The organism is Modestobacter sp. SYSU DS0511 (genome assembly GCF_054050755.1).
In genome coordinates, this window is sequence record NZ_JBJGZY010000013.1 from 20,365 (window position 1) to 45,525 (window position 25,161).

The following is a 25,161-nucleotide window of genomic DNA, read 5'->3' on the forward strand; positions in this document are numbered from 1 at the left end:
CCAGCGCTCCAGCACGAACACCGGTGCCCCGGTCGCCTCTCGGCGGCCGGGGCACCGGCGTCTCCGCGTCGTGCAATGGCCCCTCCCGGGTCCCGCCCTGAGCTCGCGAAGGGTGGGGAGGAGGGTCTTCATCACATCCGGGAGACTGCGGCACCGGTGGTTCGTTGTCCCCGGTCGTGGCTGCCCGACTGCTCGCCCCCGCCCCCGTCGCCCGCACGTTCCGCGTCGTCGCCGTCGCCGAGGCGGTGTCCTGGGTGCTGCTCCTCGCCGGGATGTTCGTCAAGTACGTGCCGAAGACCTCCGAGGTCGGCGTCCAGGTGTTCGGCCCGGTGCACGGTGCGGTCTTCATCGCCTACGTCGCGGTGACGCTCGTCGCCTGGCGGGTGCTCGGCTGGTCCCTCGGCACCACCGTCCTCGCGCTGGCCGCCTCGGTGCCGCCGCTGGTGACCCTCTGGTTCGAGCACTGGGCCCGCCGCACCGGCCGGCTGCCGGTGGGGGAGACCGCAGCCGTCCGGGCTGGCTAGCCTCCCGGCATGGCCGAGCCAGTGCTGCCCTCCACCGCCCGCACCCTGCTGGCCCGCACCGCCCGCGTGCAGCGCGACGGACGGGCCCCCAGCCTGGTCGCCGGCGTCGTCCGGGGCGGCGGGCTCGCCTGGTCGGCCGGGCGGGGGGACGTCGCCGACCCGCACACCGACGTCCAGTACCGGCTCGGCTCGATCAGCAAGACGGTCACCGCCCTGGTGGTGATGCGGCTGCGCGACGAGGGCGTCCTGGGCCTTGACGACCTGCTGGACGAGCACCTGCCGGGCACCCCGCTGGGTGACCGCACGGTCGGTCAGCTCCTCTCCCACCTGGCCGGGGCGGGGTCGGAGAGCCCGGGCGGCTGGTGGGAGCGCGTACCCGGCGGATCGCTGGCCGAGTTGCCGCTCAGCGACGACGACGTGGTGCTCGGCGCCGCCCGGCGGTTCCACTACTCCAACCTCGGCTTCGGCCTGCTCGGTGAGCTGGTCGCCCGGCACCGCGGCCGGCCGTGGGCGGACGTCGTCCGGGACGAGGTGCTGCTGCCCCTGGGCATGACCCGCACCACCCCGCGTCCCAGCGGCGCTGCCGCCCAGGGCCACGCGGTGCACCCGTGGGCCGACGTCGTGCTGCCCGAACCCGAGCACGACGCCGGGGTGATGGCCGCGGCCGGTCAGCTGTGGGCCACGCTGGCCGACCTGGGGCGGTTCGCGGTCTTCCTGCTCGGTGACACCGACGACGTGGTCTCCCCGGCCACCCTGGAGGAGATGACCGTTCCGGCCGGGGTCGACTCCGCCGCGGCCGGCTGGTCGGCGTACGGCCTGGGTCTGCAGGTGGTGCGCGCCGACGGGGTGACGCTGGTCGGCCACGGCGGCTCGATGCCCGGGTTCCTCGCCGGGGTGTTCGTCGACCGGGCCGAGCAGGCGGGCGCGGTGATGCTGGCCAACACCACCAGCGGGCTGGACCCGCTCGTCCCCGGGCTGCTGGCCGACCTCCGGGCGGCCGAGCCGCGCGTCGTCGACGCCTGGACGCCGGCGCCCCCGCCGGTGCCGCTGGACGTCCTCGGCGTGTGGTTCTGGGGGCCGGCCCCGCACGTGCTGCGGGCGCAGGGCGACCGGCTGCTGCACCTGGGCCCGCTGCCCGGCCGCCCCGGCCGGGCCAGCCGGTTCACCGCGCGGGCGGACGGCACCTGGGTGGGCCTGGACGGCTACTACGCGGGGGAGACGCTGCGGATCGCCCCCGACCACCTGGACCTGGCGACCTTCGTCTTCACCCGCACGCCCTACGACCCCGATGCGCCGGTGCCCGGCGGGGTGGACGCGCGGGGCTGGCGCTGAGCTGATCCCCGGCGTGGCCTCGACGCGACGGTGTCCTCCCCCGATCGCGCTGTTCGATCAGCGCCGAGACTGCGACGGCACCGTCGTCCGTCACAGAGGGGCGGCTGGCTCGGGGATCGCTAGCCTGCTGCCGTGGACCACACGGACGGTGGCGAGCAGTCGCCCGATCTGCGCGGCCTGCTCCTCCAGCAGTTGGTCGAGATCGGCATCGAGCCGAAGGCCGCGCGCTTCTACCTGATGCTGCTGGAGATGCGGCAGCCCACGGTGGCCGAGGTCGCCATGGCCAGCGGCATCACGCGGAGCCACGCATACGACCTCACCGGTCACCTCCGGCAGCGTGGTCTCGTGGAACTCGTCGATTCCGATCGGGTGAAGCGCAGAGCCGGGACGAAGGTCCTCCGCCCGAACGACCCCGGACGACTGCTCGGGGAGTGGCACCAGCGCAAGCGCATCCTGGACGAGGTCGTGCCACGGTTGCGTGCGATCCACGAGAAGGCGGGGCCGTTCCCCCGGACCAGCCACTACGACGGCGCGGCGGGAATCCGGCAGGCGCTGTTCGAGACGTTGAACTGGGGATGCGACCTGCGCGCGATCATGTCCATGGAAGACCTGTACGCGGCGATCGGCCAGGACGTCATGGAGGGGTACGTCCGCGAGCGAGGACGCCGCCGGATCTTCCTCAAGGTGATCCGTTCGGCCGAGAAGGACACCTCTCCGGGCTGGCTCACCAGCGACCCCGAGTTCCGGGAGGCCCGCTGGGCCCCGCCGTCCTACGTCTACACCATGACCTCGATCATCGGCACCGACTCGGTGGTGATGCTCTCCTCGACTGACGAGTCGTTCGCGGTCAAGATCGAGAGCTCCGAGTACGCCACGATGCAGGCCAACCTCTTCGAGGTCCTCTGGGGAGTGAGCGAAGCCCGGTGAGTCCGGGCGGCCATCGGCCAGCCGCTGGTCAGCCACCGACCACGGGCGTGGAAACAGTGTCGGAAGTCCTCGACACTGCGATTACTCGATTGCTACCTGACGGTATCGCCGTGCACCCACGCCTTGCCTAGCTTTCCGGGCAGTCGTTCCGGGGCGCGCGGCGCCTCGGCATCCCGGCGCATGGAGGTGTGCGAGTCGTGTCCATCAAGAGATCCACCCCGTTGAGGGTTGCTGCCGTTCAGGCGGCTCCGGTCATGTTCGACACGGAGGCGACCATCGACAAGCTGGAGGGGTTGGTCGCCCAAGCGGCGTCCGAAGGCGCCCAGCTCGTCGCCTTCGGCGAGTCGTTCATCGCAGGCTTCCCACTGTGGACGAGCGTGCTGCCGCCGGTCGACCAGCATGACTTCCAGGTCCGGATGGTGGAGTCGGCCATCGAGGTCCCCGGGCCTCAGGTGCGACGCCTGGGCGCGATCGCCAGGGACCACGGGGTGACCCTGTCCGTGGGTGTCAACGAGGTCAGCCGGGTCAGCGTCGGCACTGTCTGGAACGCGAACCTGGTCTTCAGCCACGACGGGGAGTTGGTGAATCACCGGCGCAAGCTCGTCGCGACCTGGTGTGAGCGTCTGGCCTGGTCCCACGGTGACGCACACGACTTGCAGCCGGTGGACGTCGACGGCGCGCAGGTCGGGGTGCTGCTCTGCGGGGAGAACACGAACACACTGGCCCGCTACGCACTGCTCGCCCAGGGCGAAGAGGTGCACATCGCGACCTATCCGCCGGCCTGGCCCTTCGACCGGAGCGACGCACGGGAGGAGTACGACCTGGCCGAGAGCATCCGACTGCGCAGCGCTGCCCACTCCTTCGAGGGCAAGGTGTTCAACATCGTCGCCTCGACGGCGCTGGGCGACGACGCCGTCGAACTGGTGTCCGGTGGGGACGAGTCGATCGTCAAGCTCCTGGGTGCCAAGCCGACCGCGTCGATGATCCTCGGACCGACCGGGCAGTACCTGGCCGGTCCGCTGGTCGGCGAGGAGGGAATCCTGTACGCCGACCTGACTCTGGCCGACCGCATCGTCCCCAAGCAGGCGCACGACATCGTGGGCACCTACAACCGGTTCGACGTCTTCGCCCTGAGCGTGGACAAGACCCGGCACGAACCCACGGGTCGGATCACCGACGGAGCGCCGGGGCTCCCGGTCGGCGAGGGCGGACGATCCCGTGGTTGACACTCAGAGCGCCCAGGTGCAAGACAGCACACGGTCACCGGGCGAGCCCGTCGAGTTCGGGCCCAAGGGGCGCCGCGCGCTGGGCGCGGCGATGTTCGGCTTCTTCGTCGACATGTACGACGTCTACCTCCCGGTCATCGCACTCTCCCCGGCGATCGTCTACTTCACCTCCTCGGGGTCCTCGACCGTGGACATGGCGATCTTCACGGCGCTGATCTTCGTGGCATCGATCATCGGCCGCCCGTTGGGCTCCGTGGTCTTCGGACCGCTCGGGGACAGGATCGGCCGGCGGAAGACGACGCTCATCGCGGCGGCTGGCTCGGCGGTCTGCACCGGCGCGATGGCTGTCCTGCCCGGGTACGCCACCATCGGCGTCTGGGCCCTGGTCAGCCTGATCTTCCTGCGCCTGGTCGACGGTCTCTTCCTGGGTGGGGAGTACTCGGCTGCCAACCCGCTGGCCATGGAGTACGCCCCGCGCAGCAAGCGTGGAGTGGCGGGGTCCATGATCAACATGGGCTATCCGCTGGCGCTGGCCTTCATCACGGTCGTCACACTGCTCACCCTGCGGATCTTTCCGGCCGGTGGGCCGGAGTCGGCGTACGCGGTGTGGGGTTGGCGCATCCCCTTCCTGTTCGGCTTCGTGTTCTGCACTGCCTTGTTCTTCTACTACCTGAAGGCGGTGCCGGAGTCCGAGATCTGGACCAAGATGCCCAAGAACCGGGAGAACCCGCTGAAGGCCCTGGCCAGCGGGCCGAACGCCAGGTCGTTCGGCATCGCATTCGTGGTCGGTTCCGGCGCATGGCTGACCCTCAACGGCACGGTCGGCGTCTTCTCCAGCCACTTCCGCGGACTCGACGTGTCGGATTTCAGGATCAATGTCGTCATCCTGACTGCGGCCCTGCTGGGCGCCGCGCTGTTCCCCGTCGTGGGTGCGGCGGGGCAGCGATTCGGCCGGCGCGAGACGATCATGGTGATCGGTGCGGCCTGCGCGGTGGTGAGCACAGCGGCCCTCGCGTTCGCGGTCGCGGCGAAGGACAGCACCTGGATGATCCCGCTGGCCATCCTGGCCATCATCCCGGGCCTGACCATGTGGGCGATGATCACGGCGTTCCTGATGGAGCTCTTTCCCACCAAGGTGCGCGCGTCGGGGTACGGGATCGCCTACAGCCTCCCGAGCATCGTCCCGGCGTTCTACGCCTACTACATGGTCGGACTCGGGACCTTCATGGACTACGACTACACCCCGGCGGTGATCACCGCAGTCGGCGGCGTACTGCTGATCGTGGGCGGGTACGTGGCCAAGGACCTCCGGGACAGGCACCTGGGCGACTTCTGAACCGTGCAGCGGTGGCGTAGCCCGAGTTCGTTCTGACGTGGGCTACGCCACCGTGAGCTCCTGACGGGTCCGGACCGGTCCCGACCGCGTCAGGGGCGGTCGAAGGCGTCCATCGTCGTCTTGACCACGGCGCCGTAGGCCAGGTGCGGGACGACGTCGGTGATCCAGGAGCTGAGCGGCCAGGTGCGGGGGTCGGTGACTCCCAGGACGGTCATCGGGCCGTTCGAGCCGATCAGCACGCCGATCGTGGTCAGCGCCGTCCCGACCAGCGGCTGGGAGCGGAACCCGGCGGCGCGGGCCAGCCCGGCGAGGACCCCGACGCCGACCCCGGCGGCCAGGCCGGTCATCGGGCCGAGCCCCTGAACCCGGTTCTGCCGGGTCTCCTCGTCGCCGGGGACCTGCACGTGCACCTTGTCGGCGAGCGCCTCCACGGTCTGCTCCGGGGTCGAGCTGCTGCCCCGCCCGCGCACCACCATGTCCAGGTAGGTGACGGCGTTCAGCGCCGTCGTGCCGGCCGCACCGGCGGCGGCGCCGCGCAGCACCCAGCCCAGCGTGCTGATCCCGCGCCGGCCCTTGCCGATGGTGCCCAGAGAGGTTCGCTTCGCCATGACCGCGCCCCTACCCGGCCCGCGCGGCGGGTGAAACGGGGGGCGGCCGGGCCGGTGCGCCAGTGGCCCGCCGGCCCTCAGCCCGCGCCGGCGCCGTCCTCGGCACCGCGGGTGGGCCCGGCGGCGCGCTCCAGCAGGGGGGCCATCCGATGGTCGACGAACCGGCGCAGCGCGAGGTTGGTGTCGGTGCGCTGCACGCCGGGGATCGCCAGCACCTGCTCGCTGATCCGCCAGAGGTCGTCGGCGTCGGTCGCGACCACCCGGACCAGCAGGTCGGCGACGCCGGAGAGCCCGGTGACCTCCAGGACCTCCGGGATCGCCGCCAGCGCCTCGGCGACGTCGGCCAGGCTGCGCTGCACCACCTGCACCGTCACGTAGGCGCCCAGCCGGTAGCCCAGCGCCTCGGGGCGCACCCGCCGCTCGAACGGCTCGAGAGCGCCGGTGGACTCCAGCCGGGCCAGCCGGGCCTGGACGGTGTTGCGGGCCAGGCCGAGCGTCCGGGCCAGCGACAGGACGGTGGCCCGCGGGTCCTCCGACAGGGCCAGCAGGAGGCGGGCGTCGGTGGCGTCGAGTCGGGTGGTGCCGGCGGTCACGATGTGCAGTCTGACATGCGAGGACGTCCTACTACCGGGCATCGTGCGCACCCCGTGGGACGGATCTTGCGCAGATCGGCCGCGTGGTGATCTGCTGCTCGGAGCTCCCGCGTGCCACCATGTGTGAGCGACGCCACACCCGGGCGCCGCGAGGACGTCCAGCGCGGGAACCCCGGAGACCCCGGGCTCCGCGAGACGGCGAGGAGGGACGCGCATGACCGCGCTGTCGCACACCACCGAGGTGGTCGACCCCGTACCGGGAGCCGGTGCTCCCCATCTGCCCGGGCAGCCGGGGCTCGTCCAGCTGCTCACGCCCGAGGGCGAGCGGGTCGAGCACCCCGACTACGCGCTCGAGGTGAGCGACGAGGAGCTGCGCGGCCTGTACCGCGACCTGGTGCTCGTCCGCCGCTGGGACACCGAGGCCACCGCCCTGCAGCGGCAGGGTGAGCTGGGGCTGTGGGCGTCGCTGCTCGGCCAGGAGGCGGCCCAGGTGGGCGCCGGCCGGGCGCTGGCCGACGAGGACATGGCCTTCCCGACCTACCGCGAGCACGGCGTGGCCTGGACCCGCGGGGTCGACCCGCTGCACGTGCTGAGCCTGTTCCGCGGCGTCGACCAGGGCGGCTGGGACCCGGTGGCCACCGGGTTCAACCTCTACACCGTCGTCATCGGCGCGCAGACCCTGCACGCCACCGGCTACGCGATGGGCCTGCAGCGCGACGGCGCGGAGAGCGCCACCCTGGCCTTCCTCGGCGACGGCGCCACCAGCCAGGGCGAGGTCAACGAGGCGATGATCTGGGCCGCCACCTTCGGTGCGCCGGTGGTCTTCCTCTGCCAGAACAACCAGTACGCGATCAGCGCACCGATCGAGCGGCAGTCCCGGGTGCCGCTGTTCCACCGGGCCGGCGGCTTCGGCTTCCCCGGCGTCCGGGTCGACGGCAACGACGTCCTGGCCGTGCTCGCGGTGACCCGGGCGGCGCTGGCCGCCGCCCGCGACGGTCAGGGCCCCACCTTCATCGAGGCGTTCACCTACCGGATGGGCGCGCACACCACCTCCGACGACCCGACCCGCTACCGGCTGGCCAGCGAGCTGGAGGAGTGGAAGCTGCGCGACCCGATCGCCCGGGTCAAGGCGCACCTGTCCCGCAGCGGCATCGCCGACGCGGACTTCTTCGCCGCGGTCGAGGCCGACGCCGACGCGCTGGCCGAGCGGATCCGCAGCGGCACCCGGGAGCTGCCCCAGCCGGCGCCGACGGAGATCTTCGACCACGTCTACGCCGAGATGCCCCCCGAGCTGGCCCGCCAGCGCGCGGAGTTCCTCGAGTACCACGCCAGCTTCGACGAGGCCGGGTTCGAAGGAGCGGGGCGGTGACCGAGACCCTCACCATCGGCAAGGCGCTCAACCTCGGGCTGCGCCGGGCGATGGAGGACGACGCCAAGGTCGTGCTCATGGGCGAGGACATCGGCCGCCTGGGCGGGGTCTTCCGGATCACCGACGGGCTGCAGAAGGACTTCGGCGAGGACCGGGTCGTCGACACCCCGCTGGCCGAGGCCGGCATCCTCGGCACCGCGGTCGGGCTGGCGATGCGCGGCTACCGGCCGGTCTGCGAGATCCAGTTCGACGGGTTCGTGTTCCCCGCCTACAACCAGATCGTCACCCAGGTGGCCAAGCTGCACGCCCGCTCGAAGGGCCGGCTGCCGATGCCGATCGTCATCCGGATCCCCTTCGGCGGCGGCATCGGCGCGGTCGAGCACCACAGCGAGAGCCCGGAGGCCTACTTCGCGCACACCGCCGGGCTCAAGGTGGTCAGCATCAGCACCCCGGCCGACGCCTACTGGGGCATCCAGCAAGCGGTCGCCCACCCCGACCCGATCGTCTTCCTCGAGCCCAAGCGGCGGTACTGGGAGAAGGGCGAGGTCGACCTCGACGGCGCCCCGGCGCCGCTGTTCGCCTCCCGGGTGGTCCGCGGTGGCGACCACGTCACCGTGCTCGCCTACGGGCCGATGGTGAAGACGGCGCTGCAGGCCGCCGAGGCCGCGGCCGAGGAGGGGCGCTCGCTGGAGGTGGTCGACCTGCGCACCCTGTCCCCGCTGGACCTGGAGCCGGTGTACGCCTCGGTGCGCCGCACCGGCCGGTGCGTGGTCGTGCACGAGGCGCCGCTGACCCTGGGCCTGGGCGCGGAGATCGCCGCCCGGGTCACCGAGACCTGCTTCCACTCGCTGGAGGCGCCGGTGCTGCGGGTGGGCGGGTACGACACCCCGTACCCGCCGTCGAAGCTCGAGGAGGACTACCTCCCCGACCTCGACCGGGTGCTGGACGCCGTCGACCGGGCGATGGGGTTCTGATGGCCGAGCTGCGCCAGTTCCGCCTCCCCGACGTCGGCGAGGGGCTCACCGAGGGGGAGATCCTCTCCTGGCTGGTCGCGGTGGGCGACACCGTGGCGGTCAACCAGCCGCTGTGCGAGGTCGAGACGGCCAAGGCCGCCGTCGAGCTGCCCTCGCCGTTCGCCGGCACCGTCGTCGAGCTGCTCCACGAGGCCGGCACGACGGTCGACGTCGGCGCGCCGATCATCACCATCGACACCGGGAGCCCGGCCGGCGACACCCCCGAACCCGCGCCCGCCGAGGAGCGCACCGCCGTCCTGGTCGGCTACGGGCCGCGCACCACCGAGCCCCGCCGTCGCCCGCGCCGAGCCACCGCCGTCCCGGCCGAGGCCGACCACGGGAGCGAAGGCGACCAGCCACCGCTGCTGGCCACCGCGCCGGACACCACGGTCAAGCCGGTGCGCCACGGGGGGCTGGAGACCGGCCGGGCCACCGAGGCCGCCGCGGTGGCCGGGGAGCCGGCCGCACCGGCGACCCCGGCCGTGCCCGGGGCCGGCGCGCACCGGCCGCTGGCCAAGCCACCGGTGCGCAAGTACGCCAAGGATCTGGGCATCGACCTGACCACGATCACCGGCACCGGGGACGGCGGGGTGATCACCCGCGCCGACGTCGACGCGGCGCGCGCCGCGGCCGACCGGCCCGCCGGGGTGGCGACCGCGCGCACCGAGACGGTGCTGGACGAGACCCGGATCCCGATCAAGGGCGTGCGGAAGCACACCGCGGCGGCGATGGTGAGCAGCGCCTTCACCGCGCCGCACGTCACCGAGTTCCTCACCGTCGACGTCACCCGCACGATGAAGCTGCGCCAGCGGCTGGCGGCTCGCCCCGAGCTCGCCGAGGTCAAGGTCAGCCCGCTGCTGTTCGTCGCCAAGGCGCTGCTGCTGGCCGTGCGCCGGCACCCGATGGTCAACAGCAGCTGGGACGAGGCCGCGCAGGAGATCGTGATCAAGTCCCAGGTGAACCTGGGCATCGCCGCCGCGACGCCGCGGGGCCTGGTCGTCCCCAACATCAAGGACGCCGACCGGCTGTCGCTGCCCGAGCTGGCCGGGGCGCTCGCCGACCTCACCGCGACGGCCCGGGCCGGCCGGACGCCCCCGGCGGACATGACCGGAGGCACGATCACCATCACCAACGTGGGGGTGTTCGGCGTCGACACCGGCACGCCGATCCTCAACCCCGGCGAGTCGGCGATCCTGGCGTTCGGGGCGATCCGGGAGATGCCGTGGGTGCACGGGGGCGGGAAGGGCGGGAAGAAGAAGGTCGTGCCCAGGCAGGTGACCACGCTGGCGCTGTCGTTCGACCACCGGATCATCGACGGCGAGCTGGGGTCGCGGTTCCTCGCCGACGTCGGTGCGCTGCTGCACGACCCGGGCACGGCCCTCACCTTCTGACCGGGGCGATGGCCCGGACATCGGCGGTGGGGCCGTCGTGCTGGTCCGCGCGGCGGCGCCCGTCCTGGTCACGGGACGGCTCGGCGGTGCGGTGCGGGCGGCGCGGCGGCGTTAGCGTGCTCCGGTGACCGACCTCGACCGGCTGCTGTCCTTCGCCGCCCGCTCCCGCGTGCCCGGCGGCTTCGGCTGGCAGGGCGGCGACGGCGTCGTGCTGCCCGACCGCCCGCTGCAGACCTGGATCACCGCGCGGATGACCCACGTCTTCGGCCTCGCCACGCTGCTCGGGCACGACGGCGCGGACGAGCTGGCGGCGCACGGGGTGGCCGCGCTGCGCACCGGTCCGTTGCACGACGACGGCCACGGCGGCTGGCGCTCGGCCACCGACGACGACACCAAGGCCGCCTACGTGCACGCCTTCGCGGTGCTCGCCGGCGCGACGGCCACCACCGCCGGGGTGCCCGGCGGCCGGGAGCTGCTCGACGAGGCCCTCGGCGTCTGGGAGGGACGGTTCTGGGACGACGAGGCCGGGCTCGCCCGGGAGTCCTTCGACCGCAGCTGGACCACCGGTGAGGACTACCGGGGCGCCAACGCCAACATGCACGGGGTGGAGGCGATGCTCGCCGCCGCGGACGCGCTGGCCGGCACGGATCCCGGCGCCACCGCCCGGCTGCGCACGCACGCGCTGCGGGCGACCGAGCGGATCGTGCACGGCTGGGCCCGGGAGCGCGACTGGCGGCTGCCCGAGCACTTCACCGCCGACTGGGAGCCGCTGCCGGAGCTGAACCGGGACCGGCCGGCCGACCCGTTCCGGCCGTACGGGGTCACCGTCGGCCACCAGTTCGAGTGGGCCCGGCTGTGCTGGCACCTCGCGGCCGCCCTCGGCGAGCAGGCCCCCGGCTGGCTGCGCGCCGACGCCGACGGCCTGTTCACCGCCGCGGTCGAGCGCGGCTGGGCCGCCGACGGCCACCCGGGTTTCCCGTACACGCTGGACTGGTCCGACCGGCCGGTGGTGGTCGCCCGGATGCACTGGGTGCTCTGCGAGGCGGTCGCGGCGGCGGCGGTCCGGTTCGCCGTCACCGGCGACCCCCGGACGGCGACCCTGCAGCACCGCTGGGAGGAACTGGGCGAGCGGCTGTTCCTGGACGAGGCGGTGGGCAGCTGGCACCACGAGCTCACCCCCGAGGGTGCGGTCGCGGAGGTCACCTGGTCCGGCAAGCCGGACGCCTACCACCTGGTGCAGATGCTGCTGCTGCGCGAGGCCCCGGTCGCCGGCAGCGTCGCCGCCGCCGTCCGCATCCCCTGACCTGCGCCGCCGACATGGCCATTCCGGCGCTCAGCCGCGCCGCCACAATGGCCATTGTGGCGGGGACAGGTCGCGGAACGGCGACGTCCGGTGACCGCGGGTGTCCGGCCGCGTGCGATCGGGTAGGGCGCTCCCTGACGGCATGATCCCGAGCAGAGGAGGAACGCCACCATGGCCACCGTGGAGAAGTCCGTCGACGTCGACGTCCCGATCCGGACCGCGTACGACCAGTGGACCCAGTTCGAGTCGTTCCCGCAGTTCATGAACGGCGTGGAGCGGATCACGCAGCTCGACGACCGGCACACCCACTGGGTCACCAAGATCGGTGGTGTGGAGCGCGAGTTCGACGCGGAGATCACCGAGCAGCACCCCGAGGAGCGGGTGGCCTGGAAGAGCACCGACGGCGAGGCCAAGCACGCCGGCGTGGTCACCTTCCACAAGCTCAGCGACAACACGACCCGGGTGATGGTCCAGCTGGACTGGGAGCCCGAGGGCGTCGTGGAGAAGGTCGGCGCGGCGGTCGGCGTCGACGACCGGCAGATCAGCGCCGACGTGAAGCGCTTCAAGGAGTTCATCGAGAGCCGCGGCACCGAGACCGGTGCCTGGCGCGGCGAGGTCCCGCGCGAGGGCTGAGCCCCGGACGAACGACGGCGCCCGCCCCCTCGACCGAGGGGGCGGGCGCCGTCGTGACGTGCTGGAACGGCCCTCTGCAGGGTGGGGGCAGAGGGGCCTTTCAGTCCGCGTCGAGGTCGCTGGCGACCATGCCGGCGATCCGGTCGAGCACCGCCTCGTCGTCGCTGCTGACGGTGACCTCGGTGCCCTGCTTGGCGCCCAGCGTCATGATCATCAGCGGCGAGCCGGCGTCGATCGGGTTGCCCCCGGGGGCCGCCAGGGTGACCGGCACCCCGGACTTGGTGACGGCCTCGGCGATGAGCGCCGCCGGGCGGGCGTGCAGACCGACGGCGGAGCCGACGGTCACGGTCTTGGAGGGCATCGGTGCCTGCCTTCTGTGGTCGGGGTGCTGGTGATCAGTGTGCCGGTCGGGCGACGGCGGGCTGCGCCGGGGAGTTCCCGGCGCCGGGGCCGCCGGCCACGTCGGTGGTGAGGTCGGCTCCGGGGCCGACCTCGGGGGTGCGGCCGATGCTCTTGGCGATGGTGACCGCGAGGGCGCCGACGATCATCCCGGCGATGACGGCGACCACGAACATCGCGATGCCCGACATCGCGAAGAGCACGAAGAAGCCACCGTGCGGAGCCCGCAGCTCGACCCCGCTCGCGGCCACGATGGCACCGGTGGTCGCGCCGCCGAGCATCATCGACGGGATCACCCGCAGCGGGTCGGCCGCGGCGAACGGGATCGCGCCCTCCGAGATGAAGGACGCGCCGAGCAGCCACGCCGCCTTGCCGTTGTCCCGCTCGGCCGGGGTGTACAGCTTGGGCCGGATCGCGGTGGAGAGCGCCATCGCCAGCGGCGGCACCATGCCGGCCGCCATCACGGTGGCCATGATGACCAGCTGCTGCCGGCCGCCGTCGCCGGCGATGGCCGCGGTCAGCCCGGTGGTGGCGAAGACGTAGGCGGCCTTGTTCACCGGACCACCGAGGTCGAAGCACATCATCAGCCCGAGGATGATCCCGAGCAGGATCGTCGCGGCACCGGTGAGGCCGTTGAGGAAGTCCCCCAGCCCCTCCAGGGCCAGGGCGAGCGGCCGGCCGAGCAGGACGACCATGATCCCGCTGGAGATCAGCGTGGCCAGCAGCGGGATGATCACCACCGGCTGGAGACCGCGGGCGAACGCGGGGAGCTTCCAGCGGCTGATCCACAGCGCGGCGAACCCGGCGATGATGCCGCCCACCAGGCCGCCGAGGAAGCCGGCGCCCACGGTCAGGGAGACCGCGCCGACGACGAAGCCGGGGACGATGCCGGGCCGGTCGGCGATGGCGTAGGCGATGTAGCCGGCCAGCGCCGGCACCAGGAAGCCGAACGCGGCCTGGCCGAGCACGGTGCACAGCGCGCCGAGGTAGCCGAGCAGCCCGTCGTTGAGGCCCTCGACCCCGCCGGCGCTCGGCAGGTCGAAGAAGGTGTTGTTCAGCGCCCAGTTCAGCGCGTAGCTCTGCGCGCCGTCGGTGGCCGGGTCGGCGTTGACGATCTGGTAGCCGCCGAACAGGAAGCCCAGCGCGATGAGCAGGCCGCCCGCCGCGACGAACGGGATCATGTAGCTCACGCCGGTGAGCAGCCAGCGGCGGATCTCCGACCCGACACCGGGCCGGTCCCCGGCCGAGGCCCCGCTCGACGCGGCCACCGCGCCGTCGGCGGCGGTGCCCGGCACCCGGCGGGCGTTCGGGTCGTCGGCGGCGGCCAGCGCCTCGCGGATCATCACCGCGGGCTCGTTGATCGCCCGCTTGGTGCCCGACTGCACGAGCGGCTTGCCGGCGAACCGGTCCCGGTCCTTGACGCCGACGTCGACGGCGAAGATGACGGCGTCGGCGTCCCGGATCACCGCCGGGTCCAGCGGGGTCGAGCCCGACGAGCCCTGGGTCTCCACGTGCAGGTCGACGTCGAGCTCGCGGGCGGCGACGGTCAGCTTGTCCGCGGCCATGTAGGTGTGCGCGATGCCGGTGGGGCAGGCGCTGACCGCCACGATGCTGCGGCGGGCCCCGGCGGGCGTGGCCGGCGGCGGGGTCTGCGGCGCGGGTGCGGCGGCGGCCGGGGTCTCGGCGGGGGAGACGACGTCCTGCACCAGGCCGACCACCTCTTCCGGCGTCCGGGCCGCGCGCAGCGCCGCGGTGAACTCCGGGCGCACCAGGGCGCGGGCCAGCGCGGTGAGCAGCGTGAGGTGGTCGGCGTCGCCGTGCTCCGGAGCGGCGATGAGGAACGCCAGGTCGGCGGGGCCGTCGGGGGCGCCGAAGTCGACCGGCGGGGCGAGCCGGGCGAACGCCAGCGAGGCCTCGGTGACCGCCGCGGAGCGGCAGTGCGGGATGGCGATGCCGCCGGGCAGCCCGGTGGCCGCCTTCGCCTCCCGGGCCAGCGCGTCGTCGGCCAGCGCCTCGGCGCCGGTGGCCCGGCCGGCCCCGGCGACCACCGAGGCCAGCCGGTGCACGACGGCGCTCTTGTCGGGACCCAGGTCGGCGTCGAGCGCCACCAGGTCGGTCGTGATCAGTGCGGGCATGTCGTTCCCCCGGGGTCAGTGGGCGTCGGCGCCGGTGGCCGGAACGGCCGCGGCAGGGTCTGGGTGGCCGGGCAGGCCGGGTGTGACGGAGACGGCGGCGCGGTCGACCTGCGCCGGCGTGGGCACCGCCGAGCCGGGCAGCGCGGCGCTGGCCGTGCCGTAGGCGACCGCGGTGCGCAGCCGCTCGGTCGGCTCCTCGCCGGCCAGGTCGGCCAGCACGTAGCCGGCCAGGCTGCAGTCGCCGGCGCCCACGGTGCTGCGGACGGCGACCCGCGGCGGGCGCGCCGACCACAGCCCGCCGTCGGCGGTGGAGAGCACCGCACCGTCGGCACCCAGGGTGAGCAGCACCTCCGCGACTCCGCGCCGGTGCAGAGTGGCGACCGCGCCGAGGGCGGCGTCCGGGTCGTCGGCGACCGCGGCCTCGGGGAGGCCGGCGAGCTGTGCCAGCTCCTCGGTGTTCGGCTTGAGCAGGTCCGGCGCGGCCTCCGGGCCGGCCGCCAGCAGCGCCAGCAGCGGCCCCTCGGAGGTGTCGACGGCGACCCGCGCACCGGTGCCGCGCAGGGCGCGCACGAGGGTGGCGTACCAGTCGCCGGGCACGCCGGGGGGCAGCGAGCCGGACAGCACGACCCAGCGCGCCGTCCGGGCGTGCTCGAGCAGCGCGGCCTGGAGGGCGGCCAGCACCGTGTCGTCCAGCGGGGCGCCGCGCTCGTTCAGCTTCGTCGTCGTGCCGTCGGGCTCGGTGAGCGTGTAGTTCGTGCGCACCGGGGTGCCGATGGGCACGGTCGCCAGCGGCAGGCCGAGTGCCTGCAGTGCCCGGACCAGCGGGTCGTCGTCGGCCGCGGGCAGCACCGAGACGACGTCGGCCCCGGCCGCGGCGACGGCGCGGGAGACGTTCACGCCCTTGCCGCCGGGCTCGGTGGAGCTGCCGCCCAGCCGGGTCACCACGCCCCGTTCCAGCCGTCCGGGCAGGTCCAGCGTCCGGTCCAGGCTGGGGTTGGCGGTCAGCGTGACCACCCGCCCCTGCGGTGTGGTGTGCGTTCTCATGCCACGAGCACCTCGATCCCCTGCGACTCGAGCTCGGCGACGACGGCCGGGTCGGCCTCGTCGTCGGTGACCAGGACGTCGACGTCCTCGACGGCCGCGAAGCGCACCAGGTGCTCCCGGCCGAGCTTGCTGCTGTCGCCGAGCACGACCACCCGCTGGGCGGCACGGGCCATCGCGCGCTTGACCGCGGCCTCCGCCTCGTCGGGGGTGGAGAAGCCGTGCCCGGCGCTGATCCCGTTGGTGCCGAGGAAGACGACGTCGGCGCGCAGGTCGGTGAGCGCGCTCACGGTCGACTCCCCGACGGCCGACTGGGTGATGCCGCGGACCCGTCCACCCAGGACGTGCAGGGTGACCGCCGGGGCGCCGGCCAGCCGGGCAGCGATCGGCACCGAGTTCGTGGCCACCACGAGCGAGCGGTCGGGCGGCAGCAGCTCGGCGAGCGTCGCGGTGGAGCTGCCGCCGTCGAGGATCGCGCTGCCGTTCGCGGGCGGCAGGAGGGCCAGCGCCGCGGCGGCGATCCGGCGCTTGGCGTCGGTGCGCGTGCTGCGCCGCTCGCCCAGGCCCGGCTCGACGACGGCGAGGGTGCCCACGGGCACGGCGCCGCCGTGCACCCGGCGTAGCATCCCCGCGCGTTCGAGGACGGCGAGGTCGCGGCGGACGGTCTCCGTCGTCACCCCGAAGTGCTCGGCGACCGCGGTGACCGCCACGCGGCCCCGCTGGACGACCAACCCGGCGATCGCCTGCTGCCGCTCCTCCGCGTACACGTCCACCTCCGGGTGCTTCGTGGCTCGGGGATCACGGCAGGCTCGGGGGCCACGGCGACGGGGTGCCCGATCGTGTGGGACCTGCGGTCCGTTTGTGTTGTTCTACGTGGGATCAGTTGACAAGTCAAGCCTGATTGGTGACTCTGGTCACCGGACGCACCAGCGTTGTTGCGCGCCGGACCCCCACCCCGCGCCCACAGGCCCGAGCAGACAGTGAGGCCCCGATGTCCTCCTCCTCCACCGGAACCGGGATCCACCCGGCCGACCTCGCGGCACCGGCCGTGCTGACGGGCACCCCCGTGGTGCCGGGGGTGGCCGTCGGGCCCGTGGTGCGTCCGGTCGGGGAGGTGCAGCTGCCCGAGACCGCCGGGCCCCGGGTGCCCGAGGAGCGGCGGGCGGAGGAGAAGGACCGGTTCACCGTGGCCGCCGAGACGGTCGCCGCGCGACTGGCCGCCCGTGCCGCCGCGGCGACCGGCGTGAGCGCCGAGGTGCTGAGCACCACCGCCCAGCTCGCGCGCGACCGCGGCCTGCTGTCCGCGGTCGAGCAGCGCATCGGCGACGGCGCCACCGCGCCGGTGGCCACCGTCGGCGCGGCCGAGCAGTTCATCGAGCTGTTCACCGGTCTCGGCGGGGTCATGGCGGAGCGGGTCACCGACATCCGCGACGTCCGCAACCGCATCGTCGCCGAGCTGACGGGCCAGGGGGAGCCGGGCGTGCCCGCGCCGGAGACGCCCTCGGTGCTGCTGGCCGACGACCTCGCGCCGGCCGACACCGCGGGCCTGGACACCAGCCGGGTCATCGCGTTGGCCACCCGCCTCGGCGGGGCCACCAGCCACACCGCGATCATCGCTCGGCAGCTCGGGCTGCCCTGCGTGGTGGCCGTGGGCGGGCTCGGCGACGTGCCGGTGGGGGCCACCGTCCTGGTCGACGGCGACCAGGGCACCGTGACCGTCGAGCCCGACCCGGTCGAGGCCCAGGCGCGCGTCGAGGAGGCCCGGCAGGTGGCGGCCGCGCTGGCCGGATACCGCGGACCCGGGGCCACCCGGGACGGGCACCGGGTGCAGGTGCTGGCCAACGTGCAGGACGGCGCCGGTGCCCGCGCCGCCCGCGCTGCGCACGCCGAGGGTGTCGGGCTGCTCCGCACCGAGCTGGCGTTCTTCGGCCGCACCGAGGAGCCGACCGTCGACGAGCAGGCCGACATCTACGCCGCCGTGCTGGAGGCCTTCCCCGGCGGCAAGGTGGTCATCCGCACGCTGGACGCCGGCTCGGACAAGCCGCTGCCCTTCGCCACCCCGCCGGACGAGGCCAACCCGGCCCTCGGCGTCCGCGGGGTGCGCACCGCTCGCCGCGACCCGGGCATGCTCGCCCGTCAGCTCGACGCGATCGCGCAGGCCGCCGAGCGCACCGGCACCAGCCCCTGGGTCATGGCGCCGATGGTCGCCACGGTCGCCGAGGCCGCCGAGTTCGCCGCTCAGGTGCGGCAGCGCGGCATGTCGCCCGGCGTCATGGTCGAGGTGCCCTCGGTGGCGGTGCTCGCCGACCGGTTCCTCGAGCACCTGGACTTCCTGTCCATCGGCACCAACGACCTGTCGCAGTACACGCTGGCCGCCGACCGGCTCTCCGCCGACCTCGCCGACCTGACCGACCCCTGGCAGCCCGCGCTGCTGGCTCTGGTCCAGGCGGCCGCCGCCGCCGGTGAGCGCGCCGGGAAGCCGGTCGGCGTGTGCGGCGAGGCCGCCGCCGACGCCGTGCTGGCCTGCGTGCTGGTCGGGATGGGGATCTCCTCGCTCTCCTGCGCCGCCTCCTCCATCGCCGGGGTGGGTGGCCGGCTCGCGACGGTCGACCTCGCGACCTGTCGGCGGGCGGCCGAGGCGGCCCTGGCTGCCGCGGACCCGCAGTCCGCCCGTGCCGCCGTGCGCGAGGTGCTCGCCTCCTGAGGGCGGATCGCCCTCCACGGGCCCCGTCGGTCACTGACCGGCGGGGCCCGTGCGCGTTCAGTGATCGGATGGTCGATGACCGCTGGGTGACGTATCCATGGCCGTCATCCCTCTCGAGGAGTGAATCATCGGCAACCTCGGCGACACGACCTTGTTTCCTATGGAATACGTGGCCGCGTGCCTGGTTTAATGCAGGCGTAACACCCACGGAAGACCACGGAGAGAAGGCACCACCATGAGCAGCGTGACCTCCAGCTGGCGTCAGCGTCGGCAGGCGGCGCGTACGCGACGCGCCCTCGACGCCGCCGTCGCCCGCACCAGCAGCCCGGCGATGCGCGACGAGCTGCTGACCCTGGCCAACAGCAGCCAGTTCACCAACCTCCTGCGCTGAGCACGGACCCCCTCGCCCGACGAGGGGGCCGACGCAGGAACGCAGCAGGCCCCGGACTCCCTGAGGGAGCCGGGTCGAAGGACCCCCTTCTCCCCACCCCTCGCACGCTCGGGGCGGGCCCGGAAGGGGGCCTTCTCGTTTCCGGGACCGTGTCCGGCTGCGGTCTCTAGTCGCGGAGGCGGGCGCGGAGCGCGGCCTGCTCCTCGGCGCCGAACCCGTGCTGCTCCAGCCAGCCGATCGGACCGCCCCACCGCTGGTCGACCAGCTCCAGCACCCGGCGCATCGTCTCGGCCTTCGGCGTGTGGCTGGCGACGTCCCGGGTGGTCATGTCCTCGGCGTAGGTGGGGCTCTGCCGCAGCTTGGCCACCAGCGCCTCGATGATCTCCGCGGTCTGCGCGTAGTCGGCGATGATCGCCTCCCGGGTCGCGCCGGCCACCGCCAGCGCCAGCGCCGAGACCACGCCGGTGCGGTCCTTGCCCGCGGCGCAGTGCACCACGGCGGCGCCCGGGCCGGTGGTCAGCGCCCGCAGCGCGGCCAGTACGTTCTCGGCGCTGTCGGTCAGGTAGCCGAGGTAGGAGCGGACGGCGGGCGGCTCGCCCTCGTCGCCGGGGGCCGCCTGGCGGGGCAGCACCGACTCCGCCCAGTCCGCGGGCAGGTGGGCGCGGATCTCCTCGTCGTCCTCCTCGGCGGCGAAGACGTCGGTGCGCAGACCCCGTTCGGGCAACAGCGTGAAGTGCCGGTGGGTGACCGTGTCGACGGCGCGCAGCGGGCCGCGGCCCTCCATCAGGATCTCCGCGGTGGTGCGCAGGTCGATCACCTCGGTCAGCCCCACCTCCTCCACCAGCGTGCGGACGTCGGCGTCGCTCAGGGTCTGCAGGTTGTCGCTGCGGAGCACCCGGCCGAACGCCGTCGTCCCGCCGTCGACGGTGGGCAGCCCACCGAGGTCGCGGGTGTTCGTCGTCCCGTCCAGGTGCAGCCAGCGCTCGGTGCGGGTGGAGGTCACCCGCTGACCGTACGACGTCACGCGGCGTCCAGCAGCTCCCGGCAGACGGCCAACAGGCGCTCGCGCAGCACCGCGCCGCGAGCGGCGAAGCCGCGCTGCGCGGCCACGTACTCGGCCTTGCCCTCGGCGGTCTCGATCGGCACCGGCGGGTACCCGTGCGCGGTCAGGTCGTAGGGGGAGGCGCGCATGTCCAGCTCGCGGACGTCGACCGCCAGCGCGAAGCAGTCGGCCAGCAGCTCACCGGGGACGGCGGGGCTGAGCTTGTACGCCCACTTGTAGAGGTCCATGGTGGCGTGCAGGCAGCCGGGCTGGTCCATCATCGGCTGGGTCTCCCGGGTGGGCCGCAGCGTGTTCCGCGGTGCACCGGCGCGGGTGAAGAAGCGGTAGGCGTCGATGTGGCTGCACTGCACCCGGTGGGCGTCGACCACCGCGTCGGTGCCCGCCTGGCCCAGCCGCAGCGGCAGCGGGTGGCGCACCTCGCCGTCCTCGGGGCGGTAGAGCATCGCCCATTCGTGGAGGCCGAAGCAGCCGAACTGGCCGGGGCGGGAGGCGGTGCCGCCGAGCAGCCCCTCGATCCAGCCGACCGCGGTGCGCCGCTTGGCCAGGAACGCCGCGACGTCCAGGCCCACCCCGCCCGCGACCTCCGCGTAGAACGGCCAGGTCAGCCGCTCGCGTGCGGCGTCCCCGCTGAGCACCGCGCCCGCGCCGGGGTGCCAGCGGCGCAGCCGGCCGGGCGGCTCGGAGTAGTAGGTGAACAGGAAGTCCAGCACCGGGTGGGCGACCCCGGCCCGCCGTCGCTCGGCGTGCGGCACCAGCCAGGTGTCCATCCGCGCCCGGTACGCCGTCTCCCGGGCGCGCCACTCCTGCTCGGGCAGCACCGTCGGCGCGGTGTCGAGCAGCGGGGGCACCGGCCCAGGGTAGGTCGGTGCACCCGGCACCCCTGACACGTGTCACGGGTGCCCGGTGAGCCCGGGGGTGCAGTCGGTGACAGCCGGCACCTGTGCCGGGCCGGGGGGCGCGGCACCGTCGGAGGTGCGTTCGACAGCCCGGCCGACGGTGGCCGGCCGCGCACCCGAGGAGGCCGACCGTGCAGCCCACCGCCCCACCGATCCCCCCGCCGTCCGGGCCGAGCACCGCCCCCGCGGTGGAGGTCCGCGACCTGCGCCGCAGCTACGGCGACTTCGCGGCGGTGCGTGGCATCTCGTTCGAGGTGCAGCCGGGCGAGGTGCTCGCCCTCCTCGGGGTCAACGGCGCCGGCAAGACCTCCGCCCTGGAGGTGCTGGAGGGCCTCGCCCCCGCCGGCGGCGGCACCGTCCGGGTGCTGGGCCTGGACCCGGTCGCCGACCGGGCGCGGGTCCGCCCGCACCTGGGAGTGCTGCTGCAGGCCAGCGGCCTGCCCGGCGACCTCACCGTCGCCGAGACCCTGCGCACCTGGGCCGGCACGCTGACCTCCCCCCGGCCCGTCGCGGAGGCGCTGGCACAGGTCGGGCTCACCGACCGCGCCGACGTGCGGGTGCGCAGCCTCTCCGGCGGCGAGCGACGGCGGCTGGACCTCGCGCTGTCGCTGCTCGGCCGGCCCGCCGTCGTCGTCCTGGACGAGCCGACCACCGGGCTGGACCCGGAGTCCCGCCGACGCGTGTGGGAACTGGTCCAGGGGCTGGTGGCCGACGGCGCCGCGGTGCTGCTGACCACCCACCACCTGGAGGAGGCCGAGGAGCTCGCCGACCGGGTCGCGATCATGCGCGCTGGGCAGATCGTGCTGTCGGGTACCCAGGCGGAGATCGCCGAGACCCAGCCGGCGACCATCCGCTTCGGCCTCGACGACGACGCACCCGAGCCGCCGGTGCCCGCCGGTGTGCAGGTGGTCAGCCAGGGCCGGCGGGTCGAGTGGCGGACCCGCGCGCTGCAGCCGGTGCTCGCCGAGCTGCTGGCCTGGGCCGCCGCGCACGGAGTCGTCCTGCGGACCCTGCTGGCCCGCGCGGGCTCGCTCGAGCAGGCCTTCCTCGCCGTCGCCGACGGCACCGACCAGCACGGGACCCCGGAGGAGAACCGATGAGCGCCGTGACCCCCGATCACCGGACCCTCGACCGCCCCACGAGCGGACCGTCCCGGCTCTCCCGGGTCTGGTCGCTGGCGTCGGCCGAGACCCGGCTGCTGGGCCGCAACCGCACCGCCCTGGTGAACTCGGTCGTCCTGCCGCTGCTCTTCGTCGCCGCGGTCCCTGCCCTGGGGCTCGACGCGGGCGAGTTCCCCTTCGGCGCCCGGCTGCTGGTGACCGCCGTCGGCATCAGCCTGGTGATGCTGACGTACTACAACATGGTCACCACCTACGTCGCCCGCCGGGAGGACCTGGTGCTGCAGCGGATGCGCACCGGGGAGCTGACCGACGTCGAGGTGCTGGCCGGCACCGCCGCGCCGACCGTGTTCGTCACGCTCGGCCAGGTGGTGGTCGTCGCCGTCGGGGTCGTGCTGCTGGGCGAGTGGGCGGCCCCCGCCGACGTCGTCCTGCCGCTGGTCGCCCTGCTGGCCGGGACGCTGCTGATGGTGGTGCTGGCCGCGGCGAGCACGAGCTTCACCCGCACGCCCGAGTCCGCGCAGATCACCACGTTGCCGATCATCGTGGTGTCCACCGGGCTGTCCGGGGTCTTCTACCCGCTGTCGGTGCTGCCCGACACGCTCGGCGCGATCGCCCGGTTCCTGCCGCTCACCCCGGTGGTCGAGCTGCTGGAGCTGGGGCTGGCCGGCCAGACCTGGCAGGGCGACGCCGTCGACGGCAGCGTCTGGCCGCACGCCGGCTTCCCGCTCGCGGTGCTCGCCGGCTGGCTGGTCGTCGGCGCGATCGCGGCACGGCGCGGGTTCCGGTGGGCACCACGTCGGTGAGTCCGGGCGTGCCGGCCGGTAGGGCAGCATGACCGCCGTGCCGACCGTCTCGCGCTGGTGGAACAGCCGCACGGCGCCGCAGCGGATCGACCTCTACACCCGGTGGTCGTTCTACGTCTTCCTGGCCGGGCTGCCGGTGCTCGCCCTCGCAGTCGTGGGCGCGGCGGTGGAGGGGGCGGCGCCGACGGCGGCCTCGTGGCTGTTCGTCGCCGGCTCGGTCGCCACCGCCTCGGTGGCGGTGCACCTGACGCGGCGGGGGCTGGCGGCGCACCAGGCCGCACGGCCACTGCCCAGGTGGCCCACGATCCTGGCGTTCGGGGTCGCGGGGGCGACGGCGGCCGTCGGCGCCTGGGCGTTCGCCGGCCGCGAGGCGTCGGTCGCGGTGCCCTGGTCCATCGCCCTGCCCCTCGCCGCGGTGCTCCTCGCCTGCTCGACGGCGTGGACGACCCGGCAGCTCACCCCGCACGCGGTGGGCGTGGGCGTGCTCAGCGGCTTCGCGACCTCGCTCACCGGTGTGCACACCGTCGCGGCTGGGGTGCAGGCCGTCGTGATGGCCGCGGCGGTCCTGTTCGTGGTGCTGGCCTTCCGGTTCTCCGTGTGGGTGCTCGACGTGGTGCTGGAGATGGACCGCACCCGGGGGGTGCAGCTGCAGCTGGCGGTGGCCGAGGAGCGGCTGCGGTTCGCCCGCGACCTGCACGACGTGATGGGCCGCAACCTGTCGGCGATCGCGGTGAAGAGCCAGCTGGCCGGTGAGCTGGTGCGCCGTGCCCGTCCGGAGGCCGCCGACGAGGTCGCCGACATCAGCCGGATCGCCGAGGAGTCGCTCAAGGAGGTGCGGGAGGTGGTCCGCGGCTACCGCAGCACGGACCTCACCGGCGAGCTGGTCGGTGCGCGCTCGGTGCTGCGCGCCGCCGGGGCGCGCTGCACGGTGCAGGGTGAGGACGGCGCTGGCGAGCTGCCCGAGGCCGTGCAGGCGGCGCTGGGCTGGGTGGTCCGGGAGGCGGTCACCAACGTGCTGCGGCACAGCGACGCGAGCGACTGCACGATCACGCTGGAGCGAGAGGGAGGCGAGGTGCGGCTGACCGTGACCAACGACGGGGTGACCACCGACCCTGGGCCGGGCAACGGGCTGACCGGGCTCCGCGAGCGGCTGGCGGCGGCCGGCGGGACGCTGGACGCCGCCCGGCACGGCGACCGGTTCACCCTCGCCGCCACGCTGCCCGCCGGGGGTGCCGCGTGAGCAGCGGGGACAGCGTGATCCGGGTGCTGCTGGCCGACGACGAGAACCTGGTCCGCTCCGCCTTCGCCGCCCTGCTCGGGCTCGAGGACGACGTCGAGGTGGTGGCCCAGGCATCCTCCGGCGCCGAGGCCGTGGCCATGGCGCGGGCGCACACGCCGGACGTCGCCGTGCTGGACCTGCAGATGCCCGACCGCGACGGCATCGGCGTCGCCGGCGAGCTGCGCACCGTGGTGCCCGGGTGCGGACTGGTGATCGTCACCGGGCACGGCCGGCCCGGGCACCTGAAGCGGGCGCTGGAGGCCGGCGTCCGGGGCTTCCTCCCCAAGACGGTGAGCGCCCCCGTGCTGGTGGAGGTGGTGCGCACCGTCCACCGCGGTGGCCGCTACGTCGACCCCGAGCTCGCCGCGGAGGCGATCAGCGCCGGGGACAGCCCGCTGACCCCACGGGAGGCCGACGTCCTGGAGCTCGCCGCCGGCGGCGCCCCGGTCGAGGAGATCGCCGCCCGCGCGCACCTCTCGGCCGGCACGGTGCGCAACTACCTGTCAGCGGCCGCCGCCAAGCTGGGGGCGGCGAACCGGCACGCGGCCGTGGAGGCCGCGCGCCGGCACGGCTGGATCTAGGAGCCGGAGTTCCCCGGCCGGAGCACGTCGTCGTCGCGCTGGGCATCGTCGTCGGTGAGCAGCACGGTGTCCCGCTCGCCGCCGTCGGACCGGTCGTTGCCGGGGGTGCCGTCGACGAGGTTCTCCGTCGAGTTCGCGTCCGCGGTGTCGGGGGACTCGTGGTAGCCGGTGCGGCCGCCTTCGGTCATGGCATCTCCTCGGTGCTGGGGGTGCGGGTCAGGAGTCCAGCGAGTTCTCGGCGCGATCGGCCAGCTCCGGCTGGCCGGAGACCCGGGCCGGCTGGTCGCCGCCGGAGGCCTCGTCGCGCGCGATCGCCTCGTCGGCGGTCAGTGGGACGTCGGCGAAGCCGTCGGTGCCGCTGTCGTTGTTGTCGCCGGTGCCCGATGCGGTCGGCACGTCCTGCTGGATGCGGTCGCTGCCCTGCGGCTGGCTCATCGCGGTCCTCCTCGGTGCGTCGTCCCTGCGGCCATGCCCAGCCCGCCCTGCGAACATG

26 protein-coding genes are annotated in these 25,161 nt (G+C 74.2%); 16 read left to right on the forward strand and 10 right to left on the reverse strand.

Translation table 11 applies throughout. From position 1 onward, the window contains the following. Window positions 1-176 precede the first annotated feature (176 nt). The 5 genes from ACI783_RS08530 (at window position 177) to ACI783_RS08550 (ending at window position 5,345) form a co-directional block, all read left to right on the forward strand. Entirely contained in the window at window positions 177-524 is a 348-nt protein-coding gene (locus tag ACI783_RS08530; RefSeq protein WP_457140042.1) for a DUF3817 domain-containing protein, read from the forward strand. A gap of 9 nt (window positions 525-533) precedes the next feature. Continuing rightward, on the forward strand, window positions 534-1,856 hold the full coding sequence (locus ACI783_RS08535) for a serine hydrolase domain-containing protein (RefSeq protein WP_457140043.1): 1,323 nt from the start codon (window positions 534-536) through the stop codon (window positions 1,854-1,856). A 132-nt stretch (window positions 1,857-1,988) separates the two neighbouring features. Continuing rightward, window positions 1,989-2,783, forward strand: a complete 795-nt coding sequence (locus ACI783_RS08540; protein WP_457140044.1) for a TrmB family transcriptional regulator — start codon at window positions 1,989-1,991, stop codon at window positions 2,781-2,783. A gap of 197 nt (window positions 2,784-2,980) precedes the next feature. Beyond that, window positions 2,981-4,009 (forward strand): carbon-nitrogen hydrolase family protein, encoded by a 1,029-nt coding sequence (locus tag ACI783_RS08545; protein WP_457140045.1) that lies wholly within the window; start codon window positions 2,981-2,983, stop codon window positions 4,007-4,009. Window positions 4,010-4,025: 16 nt separating this feature from the next. After that, window positions 4,026-5,345, forward strand: coding sequence for an MFS transporter (locus ACI783_RS08550; protein ID WP_457140046.1), 1,320 nt, complete (start codon window positions 4,026-4,028; stop codon window positions 5,343-5,345). A gap of 89 nt (window positions 5,346-5,434) precedes the next feature. On the opposite strand, the gene ACI783_RS08555 is transcribed toward ACI783_RS08550, so the two are convergent. Together ACI783_RS08555 and ACI783_RS08560 are read right to left on the reverse strand one after the other, a co-directional pair. Continuing rightward, the gene (locus ACI783_RS08555) at window positions 5,435-5,953 is read right to left on the reverse strand and encodes a hypothetical protein (RefSeq protein ID WP_457140047.1); all 519 of its coding nucleotides are present in this window, start codon (window positions 5,951-5,953) and stop codon (window positions 5,435-5,437) included. 77 nt (window positions 5,954-6,030) lie between these two features. Then, window positions 6,031-6,546: an Lrp/AsnC family transcriptional regulator gene (locus tag ACI783_RS08560; protein WP_457140048.1), complete on the reverse strand. Its 516-nt coding sequence runs from the start codon at window positions 6,544-6,546 to the stop codon at window positions 6,031-6,033. A 214-nt stretch (window positions 6,547-6,760) separates the two neighbouring features. On the opposite strand from ACI783_RS08560, the gene pdhA reads away from it, so the two are divergent. The 5 genes from pdhA (at window position 6,761) to ACI783_RS08585 (ending at window position 12,255) form a co-directional block, all read left to right on the forward strand. Continuing rightward, window positions 6,761-7,915, forward strand: coding sequence for a pyruvate dehydrogenase (acetyl-transferring) E1 component subunit alpha (gene pdhA, locus ACI783_RS08565; RefSeq protein ID WP_457140049.1), 1,155 nt, complete (start codon window positions 6,761-6,763; stop codon window positions 7,913-7,915). Then, window positions 7,912-8,889, forward strand: a complete 978-nt coding sequence (locus ACI783_RS08570) for an alpha-ketoacid dehydrogenase subunit beta (protein ID WP_457140050.1) — start codon at window positions 7,912-7,914, stop codon at window positions 8,887-8,889. Before pdhA ends, ACI783_RS08570 begins: the two co-directional genes overlap by 4 nt. After that, window positions 8,889-10,319, forward strand: coding sequence for a dihydrolipoamide acetyltransferase family protein (locus tag ACI783_RS08575; protein ID WP_457140051.1), 1,431 nt, complete (start codon window positions 8,889-8,891; stop codon window positions 10,317-10,319). Before ACI783_RS08570 ends, ACI783_RS08575 begins: the two co-directional genes overlap by 1 nt. A 124-nt stretch (window positions 10,320-10,443) precedes the next feature. Beyond that, window positions 10,444-11,622 carry an AGE family epimerase/isomerase gene (locus ACI783_RS08580; RefSeq protein ID WP_457140052.1) on the forward strand — a complete coding sequence of 393 codons (1,179 nt, stop codon included), beginning with the start codon at window positions 10,444-10,446 and terminating at the stop codon, window positions 11,620-11,622. 171 nt (window positions 11,623-11,793) lie between these two features. Beyond that, complete coding sequence (locus tag ACI783_RS08585; RefSeq protein ID WP_457140053.1) at window positions 11,794-12,255, forward strand: SRPBCC family protein; 462 nt, start codon at window positions 11,794-11,796, stop codon at window positions 12,253-12,255. Window positions 12,256-12,355: 100 nt separating this feature from the next. On the opposite strand, the gene ACI783_RS08590 is transcribed toward ACI783_RS08585, so the two are convergent. Genes ACI783_RS08590 through ACI783_RS08605 form a run of 4 tightly spaced genes read right to left on the reverse strand, consistent with a single transcriptional unit; the run spans window position 12,356 to window position 16,603 of the window. Continuing rightward, window positions 12,356-12,616 (reverse strand): HPr family phosphocarrier protein, encoded by a 261-nt coding sequence (locus tag ACI783_RS08590; RefSeq protein ID WP_457079939.1) that lies wholly within the window; start codon window positions 12,614-12,616, stop codon window positions 12,356-12,358. 34 nt (window positions 12,617-12,650) lie between these two features. Beyond that, window positions 12,651-14,789, reverse strand: a complete 2,139-nt coding sequence (locus ACI783_RS08595) for a PTS fructose transporter subunit IIABC (protein WP_457140054.1) — start codon at window positions 14,787-14,789, stop codon at window positions 12,651-12,653. A 15-nt stretch (window positions 14,790-14,804) separates the two neighbouring features. Continuing rightward, window positions 14,805-15,833, reverse strand: a complete 1,029-nt coding sequence (locus tag ACI783_RS08600; protein ID WP_457140055.1) for a 1-phosphofructokinase family hexose kinase — start codon at window positions 15,831-15,833, stop codon at window positions 14,805-14,807. Continuing rightward, window positions 15,830-16,603 (reverse strand): DeoR/GlpR family DNA-binding transcription regulator, encoded by a 774-nt coding sequence (locus ACI783_RS08605; protein ID WP_457079932.1) that lies wholly within the window; start codon window positions 16,601-16,603, stop codon window positions 15,830-15,832. The genes ACI783_RS08600 and ACI783_RS08605 overlap by 4 nt, the downstream gene beginning before the upstream one ends. Window positions 16,604-16,821: 218 nt before the next feature. Here ACI783_RS08605 and ACI783_RS08610 point away from each other — a divergent pair, with 218 nt between their 5' ends. Together ACI783_RS08610 and ACI783_RS08615 are read left to right on the forward strand one after the other, a co-directional pair. Then, on the forward strand, window positions 16,822-18,534 hold the full coding sequence (locus ACI783_RS08610) for a phosphoenolpyruvate--protein phosphotransferase (RefSeq protein WP_457140056.1): 1,713 nt from the start codon (window positions 16,822-16,824) through the stop codon (window positions 18,532-18,534). Window positions 18,535-18,769: 235 nt separating this feature from the next. Beyond that, window positions 18,770-18,925, forward strand: coding sequence for a hypothetical protein (locus tag ACI783_RS08615; protein WP_457140057.1), 156 nt, complete (start codon window positions 18,770-18,772; stop codon window positions 18,923-18,925). 166 nt (window positions 18,926-19,091) lie between these two features. On the opposite strand, the gene ACI783_RS08620 is transcribed toward ACI783_RS08615, so the two are convergent. Both ACI783_RS08620 and ACI783_RS08625 read right to left on the reverse strand, forming a co-directional pair. Beyond that, window positions 19,092-19,928, reverse strand: coding sequence for a tyrosine-protein phosphatase (locus tag ACI783_RS08620; RefSeq protein WP_457140058.1), 837 nt, complete (start codon window positions 19,926-19,928; stop codon window positions 19,092-19,094). Window positions 19,929-19,945: 17 nt separating this feature from the next. Next, the gene (locus ACI783_RS08625) at window positions 19,946-20,836 is read right to left on the reverse strand and encodes a 3-methyladenine DNA glycosylase (RefSeq protein ID WP_457140059.1); all 891 of its coding nucleotides are present in this window, start codon (window positions 20,834-20,836) and stop codon (window positions 19,946-19,948) included. A gap of 179 nt (window positions 20,837-21,015) precedes the next feature. Here ACI783_RS08625 and ACI783_RS08630 point away from each other — a divergent pair, with 179 nt between their 5' ends. Genes ACI783_RS08630 through ACI783_RS08645 form a run of 4 tightly spaced genes read left to right on the forward strand, consistent with a single transcriptional unit; the run spans window position 21,016 to window position 24,668 of the window. Then, complete coding sequence (locus ACI783_RS08630) at window positions 21,016-21,984, forward strand: ABC transporter ATP-binding protein (RefSeq protein WP_457140060.1); 969 nt, start codon at window positions 21,016-21,018, stop codon at window positions 21,982-21,984. Further along, window positions 21,981-22,808 carry an ABC transporter permease gene (locus ACI783_RS08635; protein WP_457140061.1) on the forward strand — a complete coding sequence of 276 codons (828 nt, stop codon included), beginning with the start codon at window positions 21,981-21,983 and terminating at the stop codon, window positions 22,806-22,808. Before ACI783_RS08630 ends, ACI783_RS08635 begins: the two co-directional genes overlap by 4 nt. A gap of 37 nt (window positions 22,809-22,845) precedes the next feature. Beyond that, window positions 22,846-24,048 carry a sensor histidine kinase gene (locus ACI783_RS08640; protein ID WP_457140062.1) on the forward strand — a complete coding sequence of 401 codons (1,203 nt, stop codon included), beginning with the start codon at window positions 22,846-22,848 and terminating at the stop codon, window positions 24,046-24,048. Further along, window positions 24,045-24,668 carry a response regulator gene (locus ACI783_RS08645; protein ID WP_457140063.1) on the forward strand — a complete coding sequence of 208 codons (624 nt, stop codon included), beginning with the start codon at window positions 24,045-24,047 and terminating at the stop codon, window positions 24,666-24,668. Before ACI783_RS08640 ends, ACI783_RS08645 begins: the two co-directional genes overlap by 4 nt. On the opposite strand, the gene ACI783_RS08650 is transcribed toward ACI783_RS08645, so the two are convergent. Both ACI783_RS08650 and ACI783_RS08655 read right to left on the reverse strand, forming a co-directional pair. Continuing rightward, the gene (locus ACI783_RS08650) at window positions 24,665-24,856 is read right to left on the reverse strand and encodes a hypothetical protein (protein ID WP_457140064.1); all 192 of its coding nucleotides are present in this window, start codon (window positions 24,854-24,856) and stop codon (window positions 24,665-24,667) included. The genes ACI783_RS08645 and ACI783_RS08650 overlap by 4 nt on opposite strands. 28 nt (window positions 24,857-24,884) lie before the next feature. After that, window positions 24,885-25,103: a hypothetical protein gene (locus ACI783_RS08655; RefSeq protein ID WP_457140065.1), complete on the reverse strand. Its 219-nt coding sequence runs from the start codon at window positions 25,101-25,103 to the stop codon at window positions 24,885-24,887. Window positions 25,104-25,161 lie beyond the last annotated feature (58 nt).

What these genes read in the sequence shown, in the direction of transcription:
- ACI783_RS08535 (WP_457140043.1), top strand. Translation starts at nt 534, where the DNA reads ATGGCCGAGCCAGTGCTGCCCTCCACCGCCCGCACCCTGCTGGCCCGC.
- ACI783_RS08555 (WP_457140047.1), bottom strand. Translation starts at nt 5,953, where the DNA reads ATGGCGAAGCGAACCTCTCTGGGCACCATCGGCAAGGGCCGGCGCGGG.
- pdhA (WP_457140049.1), top strand. Translation starts at nt 6,761, where the DNA reads ATGACCGCGCTGTCGCACACCACCGAGGTGGTCGACCCCGTACCGGGA.
- ACI783_RS08575 (WP_457140051.1), top strand. Translation starts at nt 8,889, where the DNA reads ATGGCCGAGCTGCGCCAGTTCCGCCTCCCCGACGTCGGCGAGGGGCTC.
- ACI783_RS08585 (WP_457140053.1), top strand. Translation starts at nt 11,794, where the DNA reads ATGGCCACCGTGGAGAAGTCCGTCGACGTCGACGTCCCGATCCGGACC.
- ACI783_RS08590 (WP_457079939.1), bottom strand. Translation starts at nt 12,616, where the DNA reads ATGCCCTCCAAGACCGTGACCGTCGGCTCCGCCGTCGGTCTGCACGCC.
- ACI783_RS08595 (WP_457140054.1), bottom strand. Translation starts at nt 14,789, where the DNA reads ATGCCCGCACTGATCACGACCGACCTGGTGGCGCTCGACGCCGACCTG.
- ACI783_RS08600 (WP_457140055.1), bottom strand. Translation starts at nt 15,833, where the DNA reads ATGAGAACGCACACCACACCGCAGGGGCGGGTGGTCACGCTGACCGCC.
- ACI783_RS08610 (WP_457140056.1), top strand. Translation starts at nt 16,822, where the DNA reads ATGTCCTCCTCCTCCACCGGAACCGGGATCCACCCGGCCGACCTCGCG.
- ACI783_RS08615 (WP_457140057.1), top strand. Translation starts at nt 18,770, where the DNA reads ATGAGCAGCGTGACCTCCAGCTGGCGTCAGCGTCGGCAGGCGGCGCGT.
- ACI783_RS08635 (WP_457140061.1), top strand. Translation starts at nt 21,981, where the DNA reads ATGAGCGCCGTGACCCCCGATCACCGGACCCTCGACCGCCCCACGAGC.
- ACI783_RS08650 (WP_457140064.1), bottom strand. Translation starts at nt 24,856, where the DNA reads ATGACCGAAGGCGGCCGCACCGGCTACCACGAGTCCCCCGACACCGCG.
- ACI783_RS08655 (WP_457140065.1), bottom strand. Translation starts at nt 25,103, where the DNA reads ATGAGCCAGCCGCAGGGCAGCGACCGCATCCAGCAGGACGTGCCGACC.